Source organism: Lacinutrix gracilariae (genome assembly GCF_042684485.1).
Lineage (GTDB): Bacteria > Bacteroidota > Bacteroidia > Flavobacteriales > Flavobacteriaceae > Oceanihabitans > Oceanihabitans gracilariae.
Genome location: NZ_JBHULM010000011.1, coordinates 1 through 18,030, shown reverse-complemented (window position 1 = coordinate 18,030; position 18,030 = coordinate 1). Strand labels below are relative to the sequence as shown.

General features: G+C 33.0%; 10 protein-coding genes. 8 read left to right on the top strand and 2 right to left on the bottom strand.

All coding sequences use genetic code 11. The features are described 5' to 3' along the window. Nucleotides 1-42: 42 nt before the first annotated feature. The 7 genes from rplK to ACFSSB_RS07245 all read left to right on the top strand — a co-directional run bounded on the left by rplK (nt 43) and on the right by ACFSSB_RS07245 (nt 10,955). Nucleotides 43-480, top strand: a complete 438-nt coding sequence (rplK, locus tag ACFSSB_RS07275) for a 50S ribosomal protein L11 (protein ID WP_215967225.1) — start codon at nt 43-45, stop codon at nt 478-480. 19 nt (nt 481-499) lie between these two features. Further along, nucleotides 500-1,189: a 50S ribosomal protein L1 gene (gene rplA, locus ACFSSB_RS07270; RefSeq protein ID WP_379902589.1), complete on the top strand. Its 690-nt coding sequence runs from the start codon at nt 500-502 to the stop codon at nt 1,187-1,189. A gap of 19 nt (nt 1,190-1,208) precedes the next feature. Continuing rightward, entirely contained in the window at nt 1,209-1,730 is a 522-nt protein-coding gene (gene rplJ, locus ACFSSB_RS07265) for a 50S ribosomal protein L10 (RefSeq protein WP_379902587.1), read from the top strand. Nucleotides 1,731-1,793: 63 nt separating this feature from the next. After that, nucleotides 1,794-2,168, top strand: a complete 375-nt coding sequence (rplL, locus tag ACFSSB_RS07260; RefSeq protein WP_379902584.1) for a 50S ribosomal protein L7/L12 — start codon at nt 1,794-1,796, stop codon at nt 2,166-2,168. Between the two features lie 124 nt (nt 2,169-2,292). Beyond that, complete coding sequence (gene rpoB, locus ACFSSB_RS07255) at nt 2,293-6,105, top strand: DNA-directed RNA polymerase subunit beta (protein WP_379902582.1); 3,813 nt, start codon at nt 2,293-2,295, stop codon at nt 6,103-6,105. Between the two features lie 82 nt (nt 6,106-6,187). Then, nucleotides 6,188-10,489, top strand: a complete 4,302-nt coding sequence (gene rpoC, locus ACFSSB_RS07250) for a DNA-directed RNA polymerase subunit beta' (RefSeq protein WP_379902579.1) — start codon at nt 6,188-6,190, stop codon at nt 10,487-10,489. A 151-nt stretch (nt 10,490-10,640) separates the two neighbouring features. Then, a complete protein-coding gene (locus tag ACFSSB_RS07245) occupies nt 10,641-10,955 on the top strand; it encodes a DUF3467 domain-containing protein (protein WP_379902577.1) in 315 nt (104 codons plus the stop codon). A 135-nt stretch (nt 10,956-11,090) separates the two neighbouring features. On the opposite strand, the gene ACFSSB_RS07240 is transcribed toward ACFSSB_RS07245, so the two are convergent. Both ACFSSB_RS07240 and ACFSSB_RS07235 read right to left on the bottom strand, forming a co-directional pair. Continuing rightward, a complete protein-coding gene (locus ACFSSB_RS07240) occupies nt 11,091-12,710 on the bottom strand; it encodes an aryl-sulfate sulfotransferase (RefSeq protein ID WP_379902574.1) in 1,620 nt (539 codons plus the stop codon). 233 nt (nt 12,711-12,943) lie between these two features. Continuing rightward, nucleotides 12,944-14,533, bottom strand: coding sequence for a peptide chain release factor 3 (locus ACFSSB_RS07235; protein WP_379902571.1), 1,590 nt, complete (start codon nt 14,531-14,533; stop codon nt 12,944-12,946). Nucleotides 14,534-15,002: 469 nt separating this feature from the next. On the opposite strand from ACFSSB_RS07235, the gene ACFSSB_RS07230 reads away from it, so the two are divergent. Then, on the top strand, nt 15,003-18,030 hold a 3,028-nt coding region (locus tag ACFSSB_RS07230; RefSeq protein ID WP_379902569.1), incomplete at its 3' end, for an SdrD B-like domain-containing protein.

The following is an 18,030-nucleotide window of genomic DNA, read 5'->3' as shown; positions in this document are numbered from 1 at the left end:
TTTTGCTTCCAATAAAAGAAAACATCGACTAAATTATTTAAAATGGCAAAAGAGTTAGACAAAGTAGTTAAGTTACAAGTAAGGGGAGGTGCAGCGAATCCGTCGCCACCGGTTGGACCCGCTCTAGGTGCTGCTGGAGTTAATATCATGGAGTTCTGTAAGCAGTTTAATGCTAGAACACAAGATAAACCAGGTAAAGTATTACCTGTGGCAATTTCTGTTTACAAAGACAAATCATTTGAATTTGTAATCAAAACACCACCAGCTGCAGTACAATTATTAGAAGCGGCAAAAATCAAGAAGGGTTCAGGAGAACCAAACCGAAAAAAAGTAGCTAAAGTTTCTTGGGATCAAGTGAAAACTATTGCAGAAGACAAAATGGTAGATTTAAATGCATTTACAATTGAGTCAGCAATGAAGATGGTAGCTGGAACCGCAAGGTCAATGGGTATAACCGTGACTGGAAACGCGCCAAATTAATCTATAAAAGAAATTAAAAATGGCAAGATTAACAAAAAAGAAAAAAGAGGCTTTAGCAAAAATAGAAAAAGGTAGAATTTATTCTATTACTGAAGCTTCTGCATTAGTAAAAGAAATATCTAATGCAAAATTTGACGCATCTGTAGATATCGCTGTTCGTTTAGGAGTAGATCCTAGAAAAGCTAACCAAATGGTAAGAGGTGTTGTATCTCTTCCTCATGGTACAGGTAAAGACGTTAAAGTATTAGCATTAGTAACACCAGATAAAGAAGCAGAAGCTAAAGAAGCTGGTGCTGATTATGTAGGTTTAGATGAGTACCTTGACAAAATCAAAAGTGGTTGGACAGACGTTGACGTAATTATTACTATGCCAAGCGTTATGGGTAAATTAGGTCCTTTAGGACGTGTATTAGGGCCTCGTGGTTTAATGCCTAACCCAAAAACAGGTACAGTAACAATGGATATTGCAAAAGCCGTTACAGAAGTAAAAGCTGGTAAAATCGACTTTAAAGTAGATAAAACTGGTATCGTACACGCTGCAATTGGAAAAGCATCTTTTAGTGCTGATAAAATTGAAGGTAATGCAAACGAATTATTAACAACCTTAATGAAACTTAAACCAACTGCATCTAAAGGAGTTTATGTAAAAAGCATATTTATGTCTTCTACAATGAGTCCTAGTATAGCTGTAGATCCTAAAATTGGTTAATTAGTTAAAAACTTTTATTATGACAAGAGAAGAAAAATCACAAGTAATTGAAGAATTAACTGCGCAATTAGCTGATAATGCAAATATCTATTTAGCAGATATTTCTGGATTAAATGCAGATGCAACATCAAATTTACGTCGTGCTTGTTTTAAAGCAAACGTACAGTTAGCAGTTGTTAAAAATACATTACTTGAAAAAGCAATGGAAGCATCAGAAAGAGAATTTGGTGACCTTCCTACAGTTTTAAAAGGAAATACATCTGTGATGTATTCTGAAACTGGAAACGCTCCAGCTAAAGTAATTAAAGCTTTCAGAAAAAAATCAGAAAAGCCTTTATTAAAAGGTGCTTTTATTGAGGAAGCTATTTACATTGGTGATGAGCAATTAGATATGTTAGTAGACATCAAGTCGAAAGAAGAATTAATTGGAGATATCATTGGATTATTACAATCTCCAGCTAAAAACGTTGTATCAGCGCTTCAATCGAGTGGACAAACACTTACAGGTATCTTAAAAACATTATCTCAAAAAGAGGGATAATTTAAAAAGTACGCACTTTTACAATTATATATTAAATTACAAAATTATTAAAACGATAGAAAAATGGCAGAATTAAAAGATTTCGCAGAACAATTAGTTAACTTAACAGTAAAAGAAGTTAATGAATTAGCAACTATATTAAAAGACGAGTACGGTATTGAGCCTGCTGCTGCAGCTGTAGCTGTTGCTGCTGGACCTGCAGGTGGTGGAGACGCTGCTGAGGAGCAAACTGAATTTGACGTAATATTAAAAGCTGCTGGTGGTTCTAAATTAGCTGTTGTAAAATTAGTTAAAGAATTAACTGGATTAGGTTTAAAAGAAGCTAAAGGATTAGTTGATGATGCACCAAGTGCAATCAAAGAAGGAGTTTCTAAAGACGAAGCAGAAGGCTTAAAATCTTCATTAGAAGAAGCTGGAGCAGAGGTTGAGCTTAAGTAAGCTAAACAAGCAAACAACATAAAGGTTTAGGTCTAGAACACGCGTTCTAAGACCTAGACCATTTTGCGTATATAAACATGACGTATACGTTATATATTTTTTTTAATCAAAATTCCGTCCATTGATGTTAGCAAATAAAGCTGAAAGATTAAATTTCTCATCTATTGTAAATAGAACGGAGTATCCAGATTTTATGGATATTCAAATAAAATCCTTCCAGGATTTTTTCCAGTTAGAAACAAAATCTGAAGAAAGAGGAGACGAAGGTCTTTATAATACCTTTCTAGAAAACTTCCCAATAACAGACACACGTAATCAATTTGTATTAGAATTTTTAGATTACTTCATAGATCCGCCTAGATATTCTATTGAAGAATGTATCGAAAGAGGACTTACATATAGTGTACCATTAAAAGCAAGATTAAAGTTATATTGTACAGACCCTGAACATGAGGATTTCGAGACCATTGTTCAAGATGTGTACTTAGGTACAATACCTTACATGACACCTTCTGGTACTTTCTGTATTAATGGTGCAGAACGTGTTGTAGTTTCTCAATTACACCGTTCACCAGGTGTGTTTTTTGGGCAATCGTTCCATGCAAATGGTACTAAATTATACTCAGCAAGAGTAATACCATTTAAAGGTTCTTGGATTGAGTTCGCAACAGATATTAATCAGGTAATGTATGCTTACATTGATAGAAAGAAAAAATTACCTGTAACAACTTTATTTAGAGCAATTGGTTTTGAGCGCGATAAAGATATTCTTGAAATTTTTGATTTAGCAGAAGAAGTTAAAGTATCAAAATCTGGTCTAAAGAAAATTTTAGGAAGAAAACTTGCTGCACGTGTACTTAATACATGGCATGAAGATTTCGTAGATGAAGATACAGGAGAAGTTGTATCTATCGAGCGTAATGAAATAGTATTAGATCGTGATACTATTCTAGATAAAGATAATATTGAAGAAATTCTTGACGCTAATGTTAAAACTATTCTTTTACATAAAGAAAGTGCAGAACAAGGAGATTATGCTATAATTCATAATACACTTCAAAAAGATCCAACAAATTCTGAAAAAGAAGCTGTTGAACATATTTATAGACAACTACGTAATGCAGAGCCGCCAGATGAAGAAACTGCACGTGGTATTATAGATAAATTATTCTTTAGTGACCAACGTTACTCTTTAGGAGAAGTAGGTCGTTATAGAATGAACAAAAAATTACAGTTAGATATTGGTATGGATAAGCAGGTGCTTACCAAAGAAGATATCATAACTATTATAAAATATTTAATTGAGCTTATCAACTCTAAAGCAGAGATTGATGATATTGACCACTTATCTAACCGTCGTGTACGTACAGTTGGTGAGCAATTATCACAACAATTTGGTGTTGGTTTAGCTCGTATGGCACGTACTATTCGTGAGCGTATGAACGTTCGTGATAACGAGGTATTTACACCTATTGATTTAATTAATGCAAAGACTCTATCGTCTGTAATTAATTCTTTCTTTGGTACCAACCAGTTATCTCAATTTATGGATCAAACCAACCCTCTTGCAGAGATTACGCATAAGCGTCGTCTTTCCGCATTAGGACCAGGAGGTTTATCTCGTGAAAGAGCAGGATTCGAAGTACGTGATGTTCACTATACACACTACGGAAGACTTTGTCCTATTGAAACTCCAGAGGGACCAAATATTGGTTTAATATCATCACTTTCAGTATTTGCTAAAGTGAACTCTATGGGATTCATTGAAACACCATATAGAAAAGTAACAGATGGTGTTGTAGATATTAAGAGTAAACCAACTTATCTAAGTGCAGAAGAAGAGGAAGATAAGTTAATAGCACAAGCAACAGTAAAAGTTGATGATGCAGGAACGATTTTACATGATAAGGTAATTGCAAGAATGGAAGGTGACTTCCCAGTAATTGATCCTAAAGAATTACACTATACAGATGTAGCTCCTAATCAAATATCATCTATTTCGGCTTCATTAATTCCATTCTTAGAGCATGATGATGCAAATAGAGCCTTGATGGGATCTAACATGATGCGTCAAGCTGTACCATTATTACGTCCGCAAGCTCCTATTGTAGGAACAGGTTTAGAACGTCAAGTGGCTTCAGATTCTCGTGTACTTATTAATGCAGAAGGAAGTGGTGTTGTACAATATGTAGATTCATTAGAAATTGTAATAAAATACGATCGTACTGAAGATGAAGCAAAAGTAAGTTTCGATTCAGATACAAAAACATATCCATTAACTAAATTCAGAAAAACCAATCAAGGTACTTCTATTAACTTAAAACCTATTGTTAAAAAAGGAGATATAGTTAAAAAAGGTCAAGTGTTATCTGAAGGATATGCAACTCAAAAAGGAGAGCTTGCTTTAGGTAGAAACATGAAAGTAGCCTTCATGCCTTGGAAAGGGTATAACTTTGAGGATGCGATTGTAATTTCAGAAAAAGTAGTACGTGAAGATATCTTTACATCTATACATATAGATGAGTATTCTTTAGAAGTAAGAGATACAAAATTAGGTAATGAAGAGTTAACTAATGATATTCCTAACGTTTCTGAAGAAGCTACAAAAGATCTTGATGAAAACGGAATGATTCGTGTTGGAGCAGAAGTAAAACCAGGAGATATCCTTATCGGAAAAATTACTCCTAAAGGAGAATCTGACCCAACTCCAGAAGAAAAATTATTACGTGCCATCTTCGGTGATAAAGCAGGAGATGTAAAAGATGCTTCTTTAAAAGCTTCACCTTCATTACATGGTGTTGTAATTAATAAGAAGTTATTTTCAAGAGCTATAAAAGATAAACGTAAACGTGCTCAAGATAAAGAAGATATAGCGCAGTTAGAAGCTCTATATCAAAATAAATTTGACGATTTACAAAGTGTTTTAGTTGATAAATTATTTACCCTTGTTAATGGTAAAACAGCACAAGGTATATTTAATGATTTAGGTGAAGAAGTACTTCCAAAAGGAAAGAAATTTACACTTAAAATGTTAAATGCTGTAGATGACTATACACACTTAACTTCTGGTACTTGGACTACAGATGAAAAGACAAATAGTTTAATAGCAGACTTAATTCATAACTATAAAATTAAAGAAAACGATTTACAAGGTTCTTTAAGACGTGAAAAGTTTACTATTTCTGTAGGAGATGAATTACCAGCAGGAATTATCAAGTTAGCTAAAGTTTATATTGCTAAAAAGCGTAAACTTAAAGTTGGTGATAAAATGGCAGGACGACATGGTAACAAAGGTATTGTTGCACGTATTGTACGTCAAGAAGATATGCCATTCCTTGAAGACGGAACTCCAGTTGATATTGTCTTAAATCCACTTGGTGTACCATCTCGTATGAACATTGGTCAGATTTATGAAACTGTATTAGGTTGGGCTGGACAAAAATTAGATCGTAAATATGCTACTCCTATTTTTGATGGTGCAACTCTAGATCAAATTAATGGGTTTACAGATGAAGCTGGAATTCCTAGATTTGGTCATACTTACCTATATGATGGTGGTACAGGAGATCGTTTTGATCAACCTGCAACAGTTGGAGTTATCTATATGTTAAAACTAGGACATATGGTTGATGATAAAATGCACGCTCGTTCTATAGGACCATACTCTCTTATTACACAACAACCTCTTGGTGGTAAAGCACAATTTGGAGGTCAACGTTTTGGAGAAATGGAAGTTTGGGCTCTTGAAGCATATGGAGCATCAGCAACATTACGTGAAATATTGACAGTTAAATCTGATGATGTAATTGGTAGAGCTAAAACATACGAAGCAATTGTAAAAGGTGAACCAATGCCAGATCCAGGACTACCTGAATCATTCAATGTATTAATGCATGAATTAAAAGGTTTAGGATTAGACATTAGATTAGAGGAATAATAAAAATAGTATGCAGTCGCAGTATACCGTTAGCAATTAATAGCTAACTGTATACTGAGACTGAGACTGAATACTAAAAGAAATGGCAAGAAAACAAGATAAGAACACAGTAAAGAGATTTAATAAAATCTCCATTGGTTTAGCATCACCAGAATCTATTTTAGCAGAATCTAGAGGTGAAGTATTAAAGCCAGAAACTATAAATTATCGAACACATAAACCAGAACGTGACGGTTTATTCTGTGAGCGAATTTTTGGTCCTGTAAAGGATTACGAATGTGCTTGTGGTAAATATAAACGTATCAGATACAAAGGTATTGTATGTGATCGTTGTGGTGTAGAAGTAACAGAAAAGAAAGTACGTCGTGATAGAGTAGGACACATTAACTTAGTGGTTCCTGTTGCACACATTTGGTACTTCCGTTCTTTACCAAACAAAATTGGTTACCTTTTAGGTTTACCATCTAAGAAATTAGATATGATTATTTACTACGAACGTTACGTAGTAATTCAACCAGGTATTGCTAAAAATGCCGAAGGTGAACCATTACAAAAAATGGATTTCTTAACAGAAGAAGAATATTTAAACATTCTTGAAACACTTCCACAAGAAAACCAATACCTAGAAGATACAGATCCAAACAAGTTCCTAGCTAAAATGGGAGCAGAATGTTTAATCGAATTATTAGCTAGAATAGATTTAGAAACACTTTCTTATGAGTTACGTCATAAAGCAAATACTGAAACGTCTAAACAACGTAAAACAGAAGCTTTAAAACGTTTACAAGTTGTTGAAGCTTTACGTGAATCTAATGAAAATAGAGAAAATCGTCCAGAATGGATGATTATGAAAGTTGTGCCAATTATTCCGCCAGAATTAAGACCATTAGTGCCTTTAGATGGTGGACGTTTTGCAACTTCAGATTTAAATGATTTATATCGTCGTGTAATTATTAGAAATAACCGTCTTAAAAGATTGGTTGAAATAAAAGCACCAGAAGTTATTTTACGTAATGAAAAACGTATGTTACAAGAATCTGTAGATTCATTATTTGATAACACTCGTAAGTCATCTGCTGTAAAAACAGATTCTAACAGACCATTAAAATCATTATCAGATTCTCTTAAAGGTAAGCAAGGACGTTTCCGTCAAAACTTACTTGGTAAACGTGTAGATTATTCTGCTCGTTCTGTAATTGTTGTAGGTCCAGAATTAAAATTATATGAATGTGGATTGCCTAAAAATATGGCAGCAGAACTTTACAAACCTTTTGTAATTAGAAAATTAATTGAAAGAGGAATTGTAAAAACTGTAAAATCTGCAAAGAAAATTATAGATAAAAAAGAACCTGTAGTTTGGGATATTTTAGAGAATGTTTTAAAAGGACATCCAGTTCTTTTAAATCGTGCTCCTACGCTTCACAGACTTGGTATTCAAGCTTTCCAACCTAAATTAATTGAAGGTAAAGCAATTCAGTTACACCCATTAGTAACTACTGCATTTAATGCCGATTTTGATGGTGACCAGATGGCTGTTCACTTACCATTAGGTCCTGAAGCTATTCTTGAAGCTCAACTTTTAATGTTAGCTTCTCATAATATCTTAAACCCTGCAAATGGGTCTCCAGTAACTGTACCATCACAAGATATGGTACTTGGTCTTTACTATATGACCAAGTTAAGAACTTCAACAGAAGATGTTAAAGTAAAAGGAGAAGGTTTAACTTTTTACTCTGATGAAGAAGTAACAATAGCATACAATGAAAAACGTATTGACTTAAATGCTTCTATTAAAGTAAGAACATTAGATTTTAACGAAGAAGGAGAACTAGTTCCTCAAGTAATTGAAACTACTGTAGGACGTGTAATCTTTAATAAAAAGGTACCAGCAGCAGCAGGTTACATTAATGAAGTACTTACTAAAAAATCATTAAGAAATATTATTGGTGATATTTTAAAAGTTACTTCTGTACCAGAAACAGCTGCATTCTTAGATGAAATTAAAAGCTTAGGTTATAATTACGCATTTAAAGGTGGTTTATCTTTTAGTTTAGGAGATATTATTATTCCGCCAGAAAAACAAGGAATGATTGATAGCGCCAACGTAAAAGTTGATGGTATTATGGGTAACTATAACATGGGACTTATTACCAATAACGAACGTTATAACCAAGTTATTGATATCTGGACTTCTACCAATGCAGAATTGACAGAATTGTCAATGAAACGTATTCGTGAAGACCAACAAGGATTCAACTCGGTGTATATGATGCTTGATTCTGGAGCTCGTGGATCTAAAGAACAGATTCGTCAGCTTACTGGTATGCGTGGATTAATGGCAAAACCTAAAAAATCGAATGCAGGAGGAGGGGAAATTATTGAAAACCCGATTCTTTCTAACTTTAAAGAAGGTCTTTCTATTTTAGAATACTTTATATCAACACACGGTGCACGTAAAGGTCTTGCCGATACAGCACTTAAAACTGCCGATGCAGGTTACTTAACTCGTCGTCTGGTAGATGTGTCTCAAGATGTAATTGTTAATACTGAAGATTGTGGAACTTTAAGAGGTGTAGAAATTGAGCCATTAAAGAAAAACGATGAAATAGTTGAAACTTTAGAAGAAAGAATAGTAGGCCGTATTTCATTAAACGATATATATAACCCATTAACAGATGAGTTATTAGTTGGAGCTAATGAGTTAATTACTGATGAAATTGCAAAAGCAATAGGTAACTCACCAATTGATAAAGTAGATGCTCGTTCACCATTAAGTTGTGAAGCTAAAAGAGGTATTTGCGCTAAATGTTATGGTAGAAACCTTGCAACAGGTAAAATGGTGCAACGTGGTGAAGCAGTAGGAGTTGTGGCAGCACAATCTATTGGAGAACCAGGAACACAGTTAACATTACGTACTTTCCACGTAGGAGGTATTGCAGGTAACATTTCTGAAGAAAATAAACTTATTGTTAAGTTTGATGGTGTTGCAGAAATTGAAGATCTTAAAACTGTTAAAGGTGAAGATAGCGAAGGTAATACAGTAGATGTTGTAATCTCTCGTACATCAGAACTTAAACTAGTAGATAAGAAAACAGGAATTACTTTAAGTACAAACAATATACCTTATGGTTCTTTTGTTTACGTTAAAAACGGAGATAAATTAACTAAAGGAGATGTAGTTTGTCAATGGGATCCATACAATGGTGTAATTATTTCAGAATTTTCTGGAAAAGTACGTTATGAAAATATTGAACAAGGTATTACATACCAAGTAGAAATTGATGAGCAAACAGGTTTCCAAGAAAAAGTAATTTCAGAATCTAGAAACAAAAAACTTATTCCTACACTTCTTGTAGAAGATAGTAAAGGAGAAGTAATACGTTCATACAACTTACCAGTTGGCGCTCACATTATGATTGATGATGGAGAAAAGATTAAAGTTGGTAAGGTATTAGTGAAAATACCACGTAAATCTGCAAAAGCAGGGGATATTACTGGAGGTTTACCTCGTGTAACAGAGTTATTTGAAGCACGTAACCCTTCTAACCCAGCAGTTGTAAGTGCTATTGATGGTGTGGTATCTTTTGGTAAAATTAAAAGAGGTAATCGTGAGATTATTGTAGAGTCTAAATTAGGAGATATTAAAAAGTACCTAGTTAAATTATCAAACCAAATTCTTGTTCAAGAAAATGACTTTGTTAAAGCTGGTATGCCTTTATCTGATGGTTCTATAACACCTAACGATATTCTTAATATTAAAGGACCTTCTGCAGTACAACAATACTTAGTAAACGAAGTACAAGAAGTATATCGTTTACAAGGTGTAAAAATTAACGATAAGCACTTTGAGGTTGTTGTAAGACAAATGATGCGTAAAGTTAAAATTATTGACTCTGGAGATACTATTTTCTTAGAAGATCAACTAGTACATAAATCTGATTTCATTGAAGAAAATGATGAAATCTTTGGAATGAAAGTTGTTGAAAATGCTGGAGATTCTGCTACTTTAAAAGAAGGACAGATTGTTTCACCTCGCCAATTAAGAGATGAAAACTCTATCTTACGTAGAGAAGATAAAGCATTAGTAGAAGCTAGAGATGCTAAACCAGCAACTGCTACTCCTATCTTACAAGGTATTACAAGAGCATCATTACAAACAAAATCATTTATATCTGCAGCTTCTTTCCAAGAAACTACTAAGGTATTAAATGAGGCTGCTGTAGCTGGTAAAATAGATACTTTAGAAGGACTTAAAGAAAATGTAATTGTAGGACACAGAATTCCAGCAGGAACAGGAATGCGTAACTATGACAACATTATTGTAGGTTCTAAAGAAGAATTTGACCAAATGATGAAAGCAAAACAGGAGGTTAACTATAACTAATAGTTTTCATTTCTGCGCAGGCAGTAATCACTTAATTTGAAACGAAAGTTTTAATATAATAACAAAAAGTCCTGTTTTTTAACAGGACTTTTTATTTAAAATAAAATTAATAATACGGTTTCCGTTTCACGGAAACGAAAACAAGTTTACCATGGCAGAAGAGAAAAATAAAAAAACAGGACAAATCAATATAGAATTAGACGAAAAAATTGCAGAAGGAACCTATTCTAATCTTGCAATAATTAATCATTCTGTATCTGAGTTTGTAGTAGATTTTGTTAGTATAATGCCTGGAACACCTAAAAGTAAGGTGAAGTCTAGAATTATATTAACTCCACAACATGCAAAACGTTTAATGAAAGCTTTACATGATAATGTTGCTAAATTTGAAAGTATGCATGGTGAAATTAAAGATTATGAGCAACCTCCAATTCCTCTTAATTTTGGACCAACAGGAGAGGCTTAATCTATACTTAATGAGAAATATGATAGTGAAATAAAAAGGTTGCTACGCTATTACCATTTAGTAACTGTACACAACATTTTATTTCAGGTATAAACAAGATAAAAAAAGCGCAAAACTTAAGTTTTGCGCTTTTTTTTATTTTATAACCATTTTCTCTAGTTGTTTCGTGCCTTGTTTTATAAATTCAATAAAATAAAGCCCTTGTTTTAAATGGGGTAATTTTAGCTCGTTTCCGCTAAATGTAGACTTGGTATAAATAAGTTGTCCTAAATTGTTGTAAACCTTTATTTTAGTAGCTTCTAATGGCTTGTAAAAGGATACTGTTTGGTCTGTAACAGGATTGTTAAAAGTTATGTTAGTATCTATAGATTGTACATCTGTAATAGATAGTGTAGAACAAGTTTCAGAAAGGCTATTAACATTTTCAAGTATTTCTCCAGGAGTTAGATCTTTTCCTGAAAAAGCAGGATAAGATTTATGGTATTTTTCACCTCTAAATATACTATTCGATTCAAATATTTCTGCATTAGTAGCAAATTGGTTAAAAATTGTTTCACCTACAGGGTTTCTATACATCCAAACAATATCTCCATTTTGTGATATTTCTGAGAGTCTTCCTTTCTTAGTTTCACACAACAGAAGATTACCATTTTCTAAGGCATGTACTCCACTTTTCTTATTTTCATAAACGGTTTCACCTAGTATATCTCCACTCCAAGACCAAAAATAATCTGCTGGTAAAAATGAATTACTTTCTAACATATAGTCATTATTTAAATCCAATGAAGGAGATATAATATGTATAGAACTAAAGGTATTACTACCATCGCTATTGTTGTTAAATACCGTTATTTTATTTTCATTCACATAGTTTTGGCTAATCCATTTTGCATCATGTTGAGCATATAATTTTTGCTGTGCAGCTGTACCTTGTCTGTAAACCTGCGGATTTCCCCAACGCCATAAAAAATCACCTCCTTTATTTTGGTTTCCACCACTATGGCTTGCTGCTTCTGCTGTTGTTGTGCTATGGTCAATGATATATATTTCACTAAGTGTACGAGAAGAAAAAAGAATTTGATCTAATTGAGCATTGTAATCAATACTATTTAAATGCAACCAATTAGAATGGTCAATACTAGCATCAGTATAATTAAAATCTATTAATTGTGGATTGGTACTTACTGCGCCATAATTACTTTTAGTGCTATCGAAATCTTGTATTAAGTGGTCTGCAAAACGCCATTCCCAAACAATATTAATTGCATTGGTACCAACAGGTTGTATTTCTATAATCTTTTCTGAACTTAATGGGCCATTTAATAGTGCAGGATTTTTTCCTAGTGCTATTTGTTGTGCTTCGGTAAGCGTTTCTTTTACTAGATATAATATATTTCCGTTAGGAAGTGGTTCAATATCATGATGCTGGGTTATCCCGTTGCTAATAAGTAGGTTGTAACTCCATACTAGGTTGTCATCCCAATCTCTAATTTCAACTCCTGTAGCACCAACTCTTAAAAGATTACCGTTTTCTAGTAAATAGCAAGTGAATTTTGGTGTATCACTAAAGGTCCAAGTATTTATGCTTCTACCACAGTTATCTACTAAATAAACCGAATTGCTGCTTTCAGGAGTAAATAGTGTGTAACCATCATAGGCTTCGTTTGTATTTTCTAATAATCCTATTGTGTTTTGACTAAATAGAGAATTACTAAAAATAAATATTAAAATAAAAAAGGGTAATTTAATTTTCATAATTTTTTAAAATTTAAAAATATAGAATACAAAAATTTCTAAAAGCAAATCTCTTTGTTTTTTAATCGTAAATCATAAGTATAATTTATTTTAAAATTTATTTAAATAAAAATAAGTTATACGTGCTAAAAAAACGACTTATTTAAAAGGAGTTTAATACGTTTATTTTTAAAACCAATATATTTACCTTGCGTGAGATTAAATACGTTGTTAAATGGTTTTAAAATTAAAATTTATTTAAATTCACTAATAAAATGAAATTTTATACTAGGATATTTTTGTTGTGTCATTTGTAGTGAAAATGCAGAATCTGCTAAAAATACTAACTGATCACTTTTGTCTTTTGCTAAAAAGCGCTGTTTTACTCGTAAAAAGTCTTTGTATTCTTCACTCTTTATATCTTCGGTTTCTACCCAACATGCTTTAAAAACATTTAAGTTTTCATAGGTACATTTAGCACCATATTCATGTTCTAATCGATATTGTATTACTTCATATTGTAAGGCTCCTACTGTACCAATTACCTTTCTACCATTAAGTTCTAGTGTAAATAATTGCGCAACACCTTCATCCATTAATTGGTCAATTCCTTTATTTAATTGTTTCGATTTTAAAGGATCTGCATTATTAATATATCTAAAGTGTTCTGGAGAAAAACTTGGTACTCCTTTATAATTAAGTACTTCGCCTTCGGTTAAAGTATCCCCAATTTTAAATGTACCAGTATCTTGTAAACCAACAATATCTCCAGGATACGAAACATCTACAATTTCCTTTTTTTCAGCAAAAAAGGCATTTGGACTTGAAAACTTAACCTTTTTATTGTGTCTAACATGTAAATAAGGAGTGTTTCTTTTAAAAGAACCTGACACTATTTTTATAAAAGCTAACCTATTTCTGTGGTTAGGATCCATGTTAGCATGAATTTTAAATACAAAACCGGTAAAATTTTCTTCATCAGATCTAACCAAACGTTCTTCACTTTGTTTTGGTCTTGGTTTAGGTGCAATTTCAACAAAACAATCTAACAACTCTCTAACTCCAAAACTATTTAAGGCAGAACCAAAAAATACGGGTTGTAGTGTACCATCTAAATAGTCTTTGTTATTAAAACTTGGGTAAATACCTTCTACTAATTCTATTTCTTCTCTTAGAGTTTCTGCAGCTGTATCTCCTACTAATTCATTTAATTCATTAGAGTTTAAATCAGAAATTTCTATGGTTTCTTCAATATTTTTACGGCTATCACCACTAAATAAGTTTATATTCTTTTCCCATATATTATAGATACCTTTAAAGTCATATCCCATACCTATAGGAAAACTTAAAGGCGTTACTGTTAAGCCTAGTTTTTGTTCTATTTCATCAAGAAGTTCAAAAGCGTCTTTACCTTCACGATCCATTTTGTTTATAAAAACAATCATTGGTATATTTCGCATTCTACAAACTTCTACTAGCTTTTCTGTTTGCTCTTCAACCCCTTTTGCAACATCAATTACTACAATTACACTGTCAACAGCAGTTAAGGTTCTAAAAGTATCTTCTGCAAAATCCTTATGTCCAGGTGTGTCTAAAATATTAATTTTTATTCCATTGTATTCAAAAGCCAATACAGAGGTTGCTACAGATATTCCACGTTGTCTTTCAATTTCCATGAAATCACTAGTAGCTCCTTTCTTTATTTTATTGCTTTTAACAGCTCCAGCTTCTTGTATTGCACCACCAAAAAGAAGTAGTTTTTCTGTAAGTGTTGTTTTTCCCGCATCTGGATGTGATATAATTCCAAAGGTTCTCCTGCGATTTATTTCGTCTATAAATTTCATTAAAAATTAATTTTAGCAAATATAAAAGGAATACGTTGATTAGTTAAGTATAAAATAATTTATTTGAGGTTATTCATCCATTTGCCAAAAACCAGAATGTTTTTAATCGTTTTATTTAGCTACTTATCGGGTTTTATTATGCGTAAAATACCATTTAAGTCTATTTCTATTTTGAAAAAATACGTTTGAGGTGATTAGCCTTATATTTTTTGCTGTTTATCGAATAAAAACATATTAACTTTTGATTTGAGTTTTTATTTCTCTTAAGTGTATACTTATACCTCATTATTTAAATATTGAAAAATGATAGCTTAATATTTTAAAAGTAACACATTCTAAAAGTGTTAAATTATTTATTAATATAAGCTTAATACCAATACGTAATTTGTATTGGTTTTTGTTTTGAGATCTATATCGTTTTTTTAATAAAACTATTAAAAAAGTATAAAATAACTTTACCATTTATAACATGAAAATATCTACTCGATTTTCGATTTACTTAATTAAATTCAAAGATTTTTTATTTTTATTTTTATTGCTTTTTTGCATCATAAATGTAAATGCGCAATCATATCCAATTTTCCCTAATACCCAAGTATTAATTCAAGGTACAGACAATCAGCCTGGAGCAGTGTATTTGATAGAAGATGTACAGCTTGTGGCTAATGGAGGTCAATATGATGTAGATGCAATCTTAACCATTGTGTCTTTTACAGGAACACCAGTAGTTAATAGTGTAGATGATACTCAATTTGTACAAAATAGATTTGAACCTGTAATCACTTATGATACACCTGGTGATGCTGTACGTTGGAGAGTAGAGTTTATTGTAGCTGGTTCTGCAGATAATGATCTTTCAGAAGCAATCCCTTTTTCTTTAGATTCATATAGTCTTGAAATTATTGATTTAGATGCCGAAGAGTGGGCAGAAGTTATTGTTCCAGATAGTTATGAATTAGCAGGAACCTCACAACCTCAAACAATAATAACAGCAGGGCCAGGTGTAATACCTAACTCTATTCGTTTTACAAGTGCTAATGTTACAGATGCAGGTGTAAGCGAGCAAAATACAAGGTCTGTTGTTAAAATTAATTATACAAATGTTAGTGTAGTAGATTTTACGTTAGGTAGAGATAATAATAACCCATATACTACAAGAAATATTTCTGTAAGTTTTCTTGGGGAAGTAGTGTTTAATAATCCTGAGGTGGTAGAGGTCAATGAACCACCTGTAGTTCAAGATCAAACAGGAAGTACTGACCAAAATACACCTACTTCTTCTATAGATTTATTGTCAGGAGCTTCTGATCCTGAAAATAACATAGATGCATCAACAATTTTCCTTGTAGATCCAAATGATGCTACAAATTTTGGTGAACCTGGTAGAGATTTAACGATACCTAGTGAAGGAACTTATGTGGTTGATAATACTGGAAATGTAGTTTTTACACCAGTTGCCGGCTTTTCAGGTAATGCAATTGTCGATTTTACTGTAGAAGATGTCACCGGAGCAACATCTAATGTAGGAACTTTAACTGTAACAGTAGCAGCACCAGCAGTGGACCCTTGTGATGCTAATGCTTCAGGAAATCCAGATAATGATAATGATGGAGTTTCAGATAGTTGCGATTTAGATGATGATAATGATGGTATTTTAGATGAAGATGAAGGTGGACAGTTTTGTGTAGATGATTCTGATACAATAAATACTCCAGGTTATTCACTTAATACATTGTTTAATTCTTCGCAATCAGATAGCCCTGTTACTGTAAATAATTTGGCCAATGGCTTATTTAATTTTACAGCAACTTTAAATGGAGCTGCACAATGGCAAAATGAAAGTGGATCAGCGCCGAATAATGGTGGAGGTGTACAAATTAAAGATAATGAAGGTGTGTTAGTAGGTGATTATTTATATATGCAACCTATAAATACTAGCAATGCAGGTGTAAACTACGCTACTTATGAATTAACGTTCCCTAATCCAGTAACAAACTTTTCTTTTACATCTGCAGGTTTAAATGTAAGAGATACTTTTGAGATTACTGCATTTAATGGAACAACACCAGTTTCCATAACGACTTCAGATTTAAGTAGTTTTACTCCAGTAACAGGTTGGGAATTTTCTAACTTAGGTAATGGAGTTAAAGTAGTAGGTAATAATAATGACGGAGGAACCGATGTAGATACTAATAGTTTTACTACAACAATTAGTGGGGAAATAACAAGAGTATCTATTCGTTCTTATAAAAACAATAGTAGTACTTATGGTTCTACAGTAACAACAGCTATAACTACTCTTAGTTTTTGCTCAACAGGACCATTTTTAGATACAGATAATGATTCAATTCCTGATTATTTAGATGTAGATTCTGATAATGATGGTTGTCCTGATGCTTTAGAAGGTGGTGATGATATTGTTGCAGGAAATGTAAATGCCGATGGTACACTAGATGGTACTATTGATTCTACAACAGGTGTTCCAAATAATGTAAATACAATTAATGGTCAATCTGTAGGTAGTTCTGTAGATGCAACAGTTAATTCGTGTGTTGGTGACATCAGCGGAATTGTATTCGAAGATACCAACGGAAACGGAATTCAAGATGCAGGAGAAGCAGGAATCGAAGGTGTAAACGTAGTCATTACAGATGTAAATAATAACGAAACTACAGTTATCACAGGAACAGACGGAACTTGGACATTAAATGACATTCCAGTAGGAGAAGCAACCGTAGATGTTGATGAAAGTACCTTACCATCCGATATTACAAATACCTTAACTACTACAGGATCCGATCCAGAAACTATAATAGTAGCAGACGGAACAAATGCAACAGAAGATGATGGATATGCACCAGCAGTAGGAGATTTAAGTGGAGTTGTATTTGAAGATATCAACGGAAACGGAATTCAAGATGCAGATGAAGAAGGAATCGAAGGCGTAGATGTAGTAATTACAGATATTGACGGAAACGAAACAACTGTAACTACAGGAACAGACGGAACCTGGACAGCAACAGATCTTCCAATCGGAGCTGCAGATATTGATGTAGATGAAACTACCTTACCAGCAGATGTAAGTGATACTTTAACTACAACAGGATCTGATCCAGAAACAGTAACAGTACTAGAAGACGAAGAAACGGAAACAACTAATGATGGTTACGCACCAGTAACAGCAGAGTTAACCGGAATTGTATTCGAAGATACCAACGGAAACGGAATTCAAGATGCAGATGAAGCAGGAATCGAAGGCGTAAGCGTAGTCATTACAGATGTAAATAATAACGAAACTACTGTAACTACAGGAACAGACGGAACATGGACAGCAACAGACATTCCAGTAGGAGAAGCAACAGTAAATGTAGATGAAACTACCTTACCAGCAGATATTACAGATACCTTAACTACTACAGGTTCAGACCCAGAAACTATAATAGTAGCAGACGGAACAAATGCAACAGAAGATGATGGATATGCACCAGCAGTAGGAG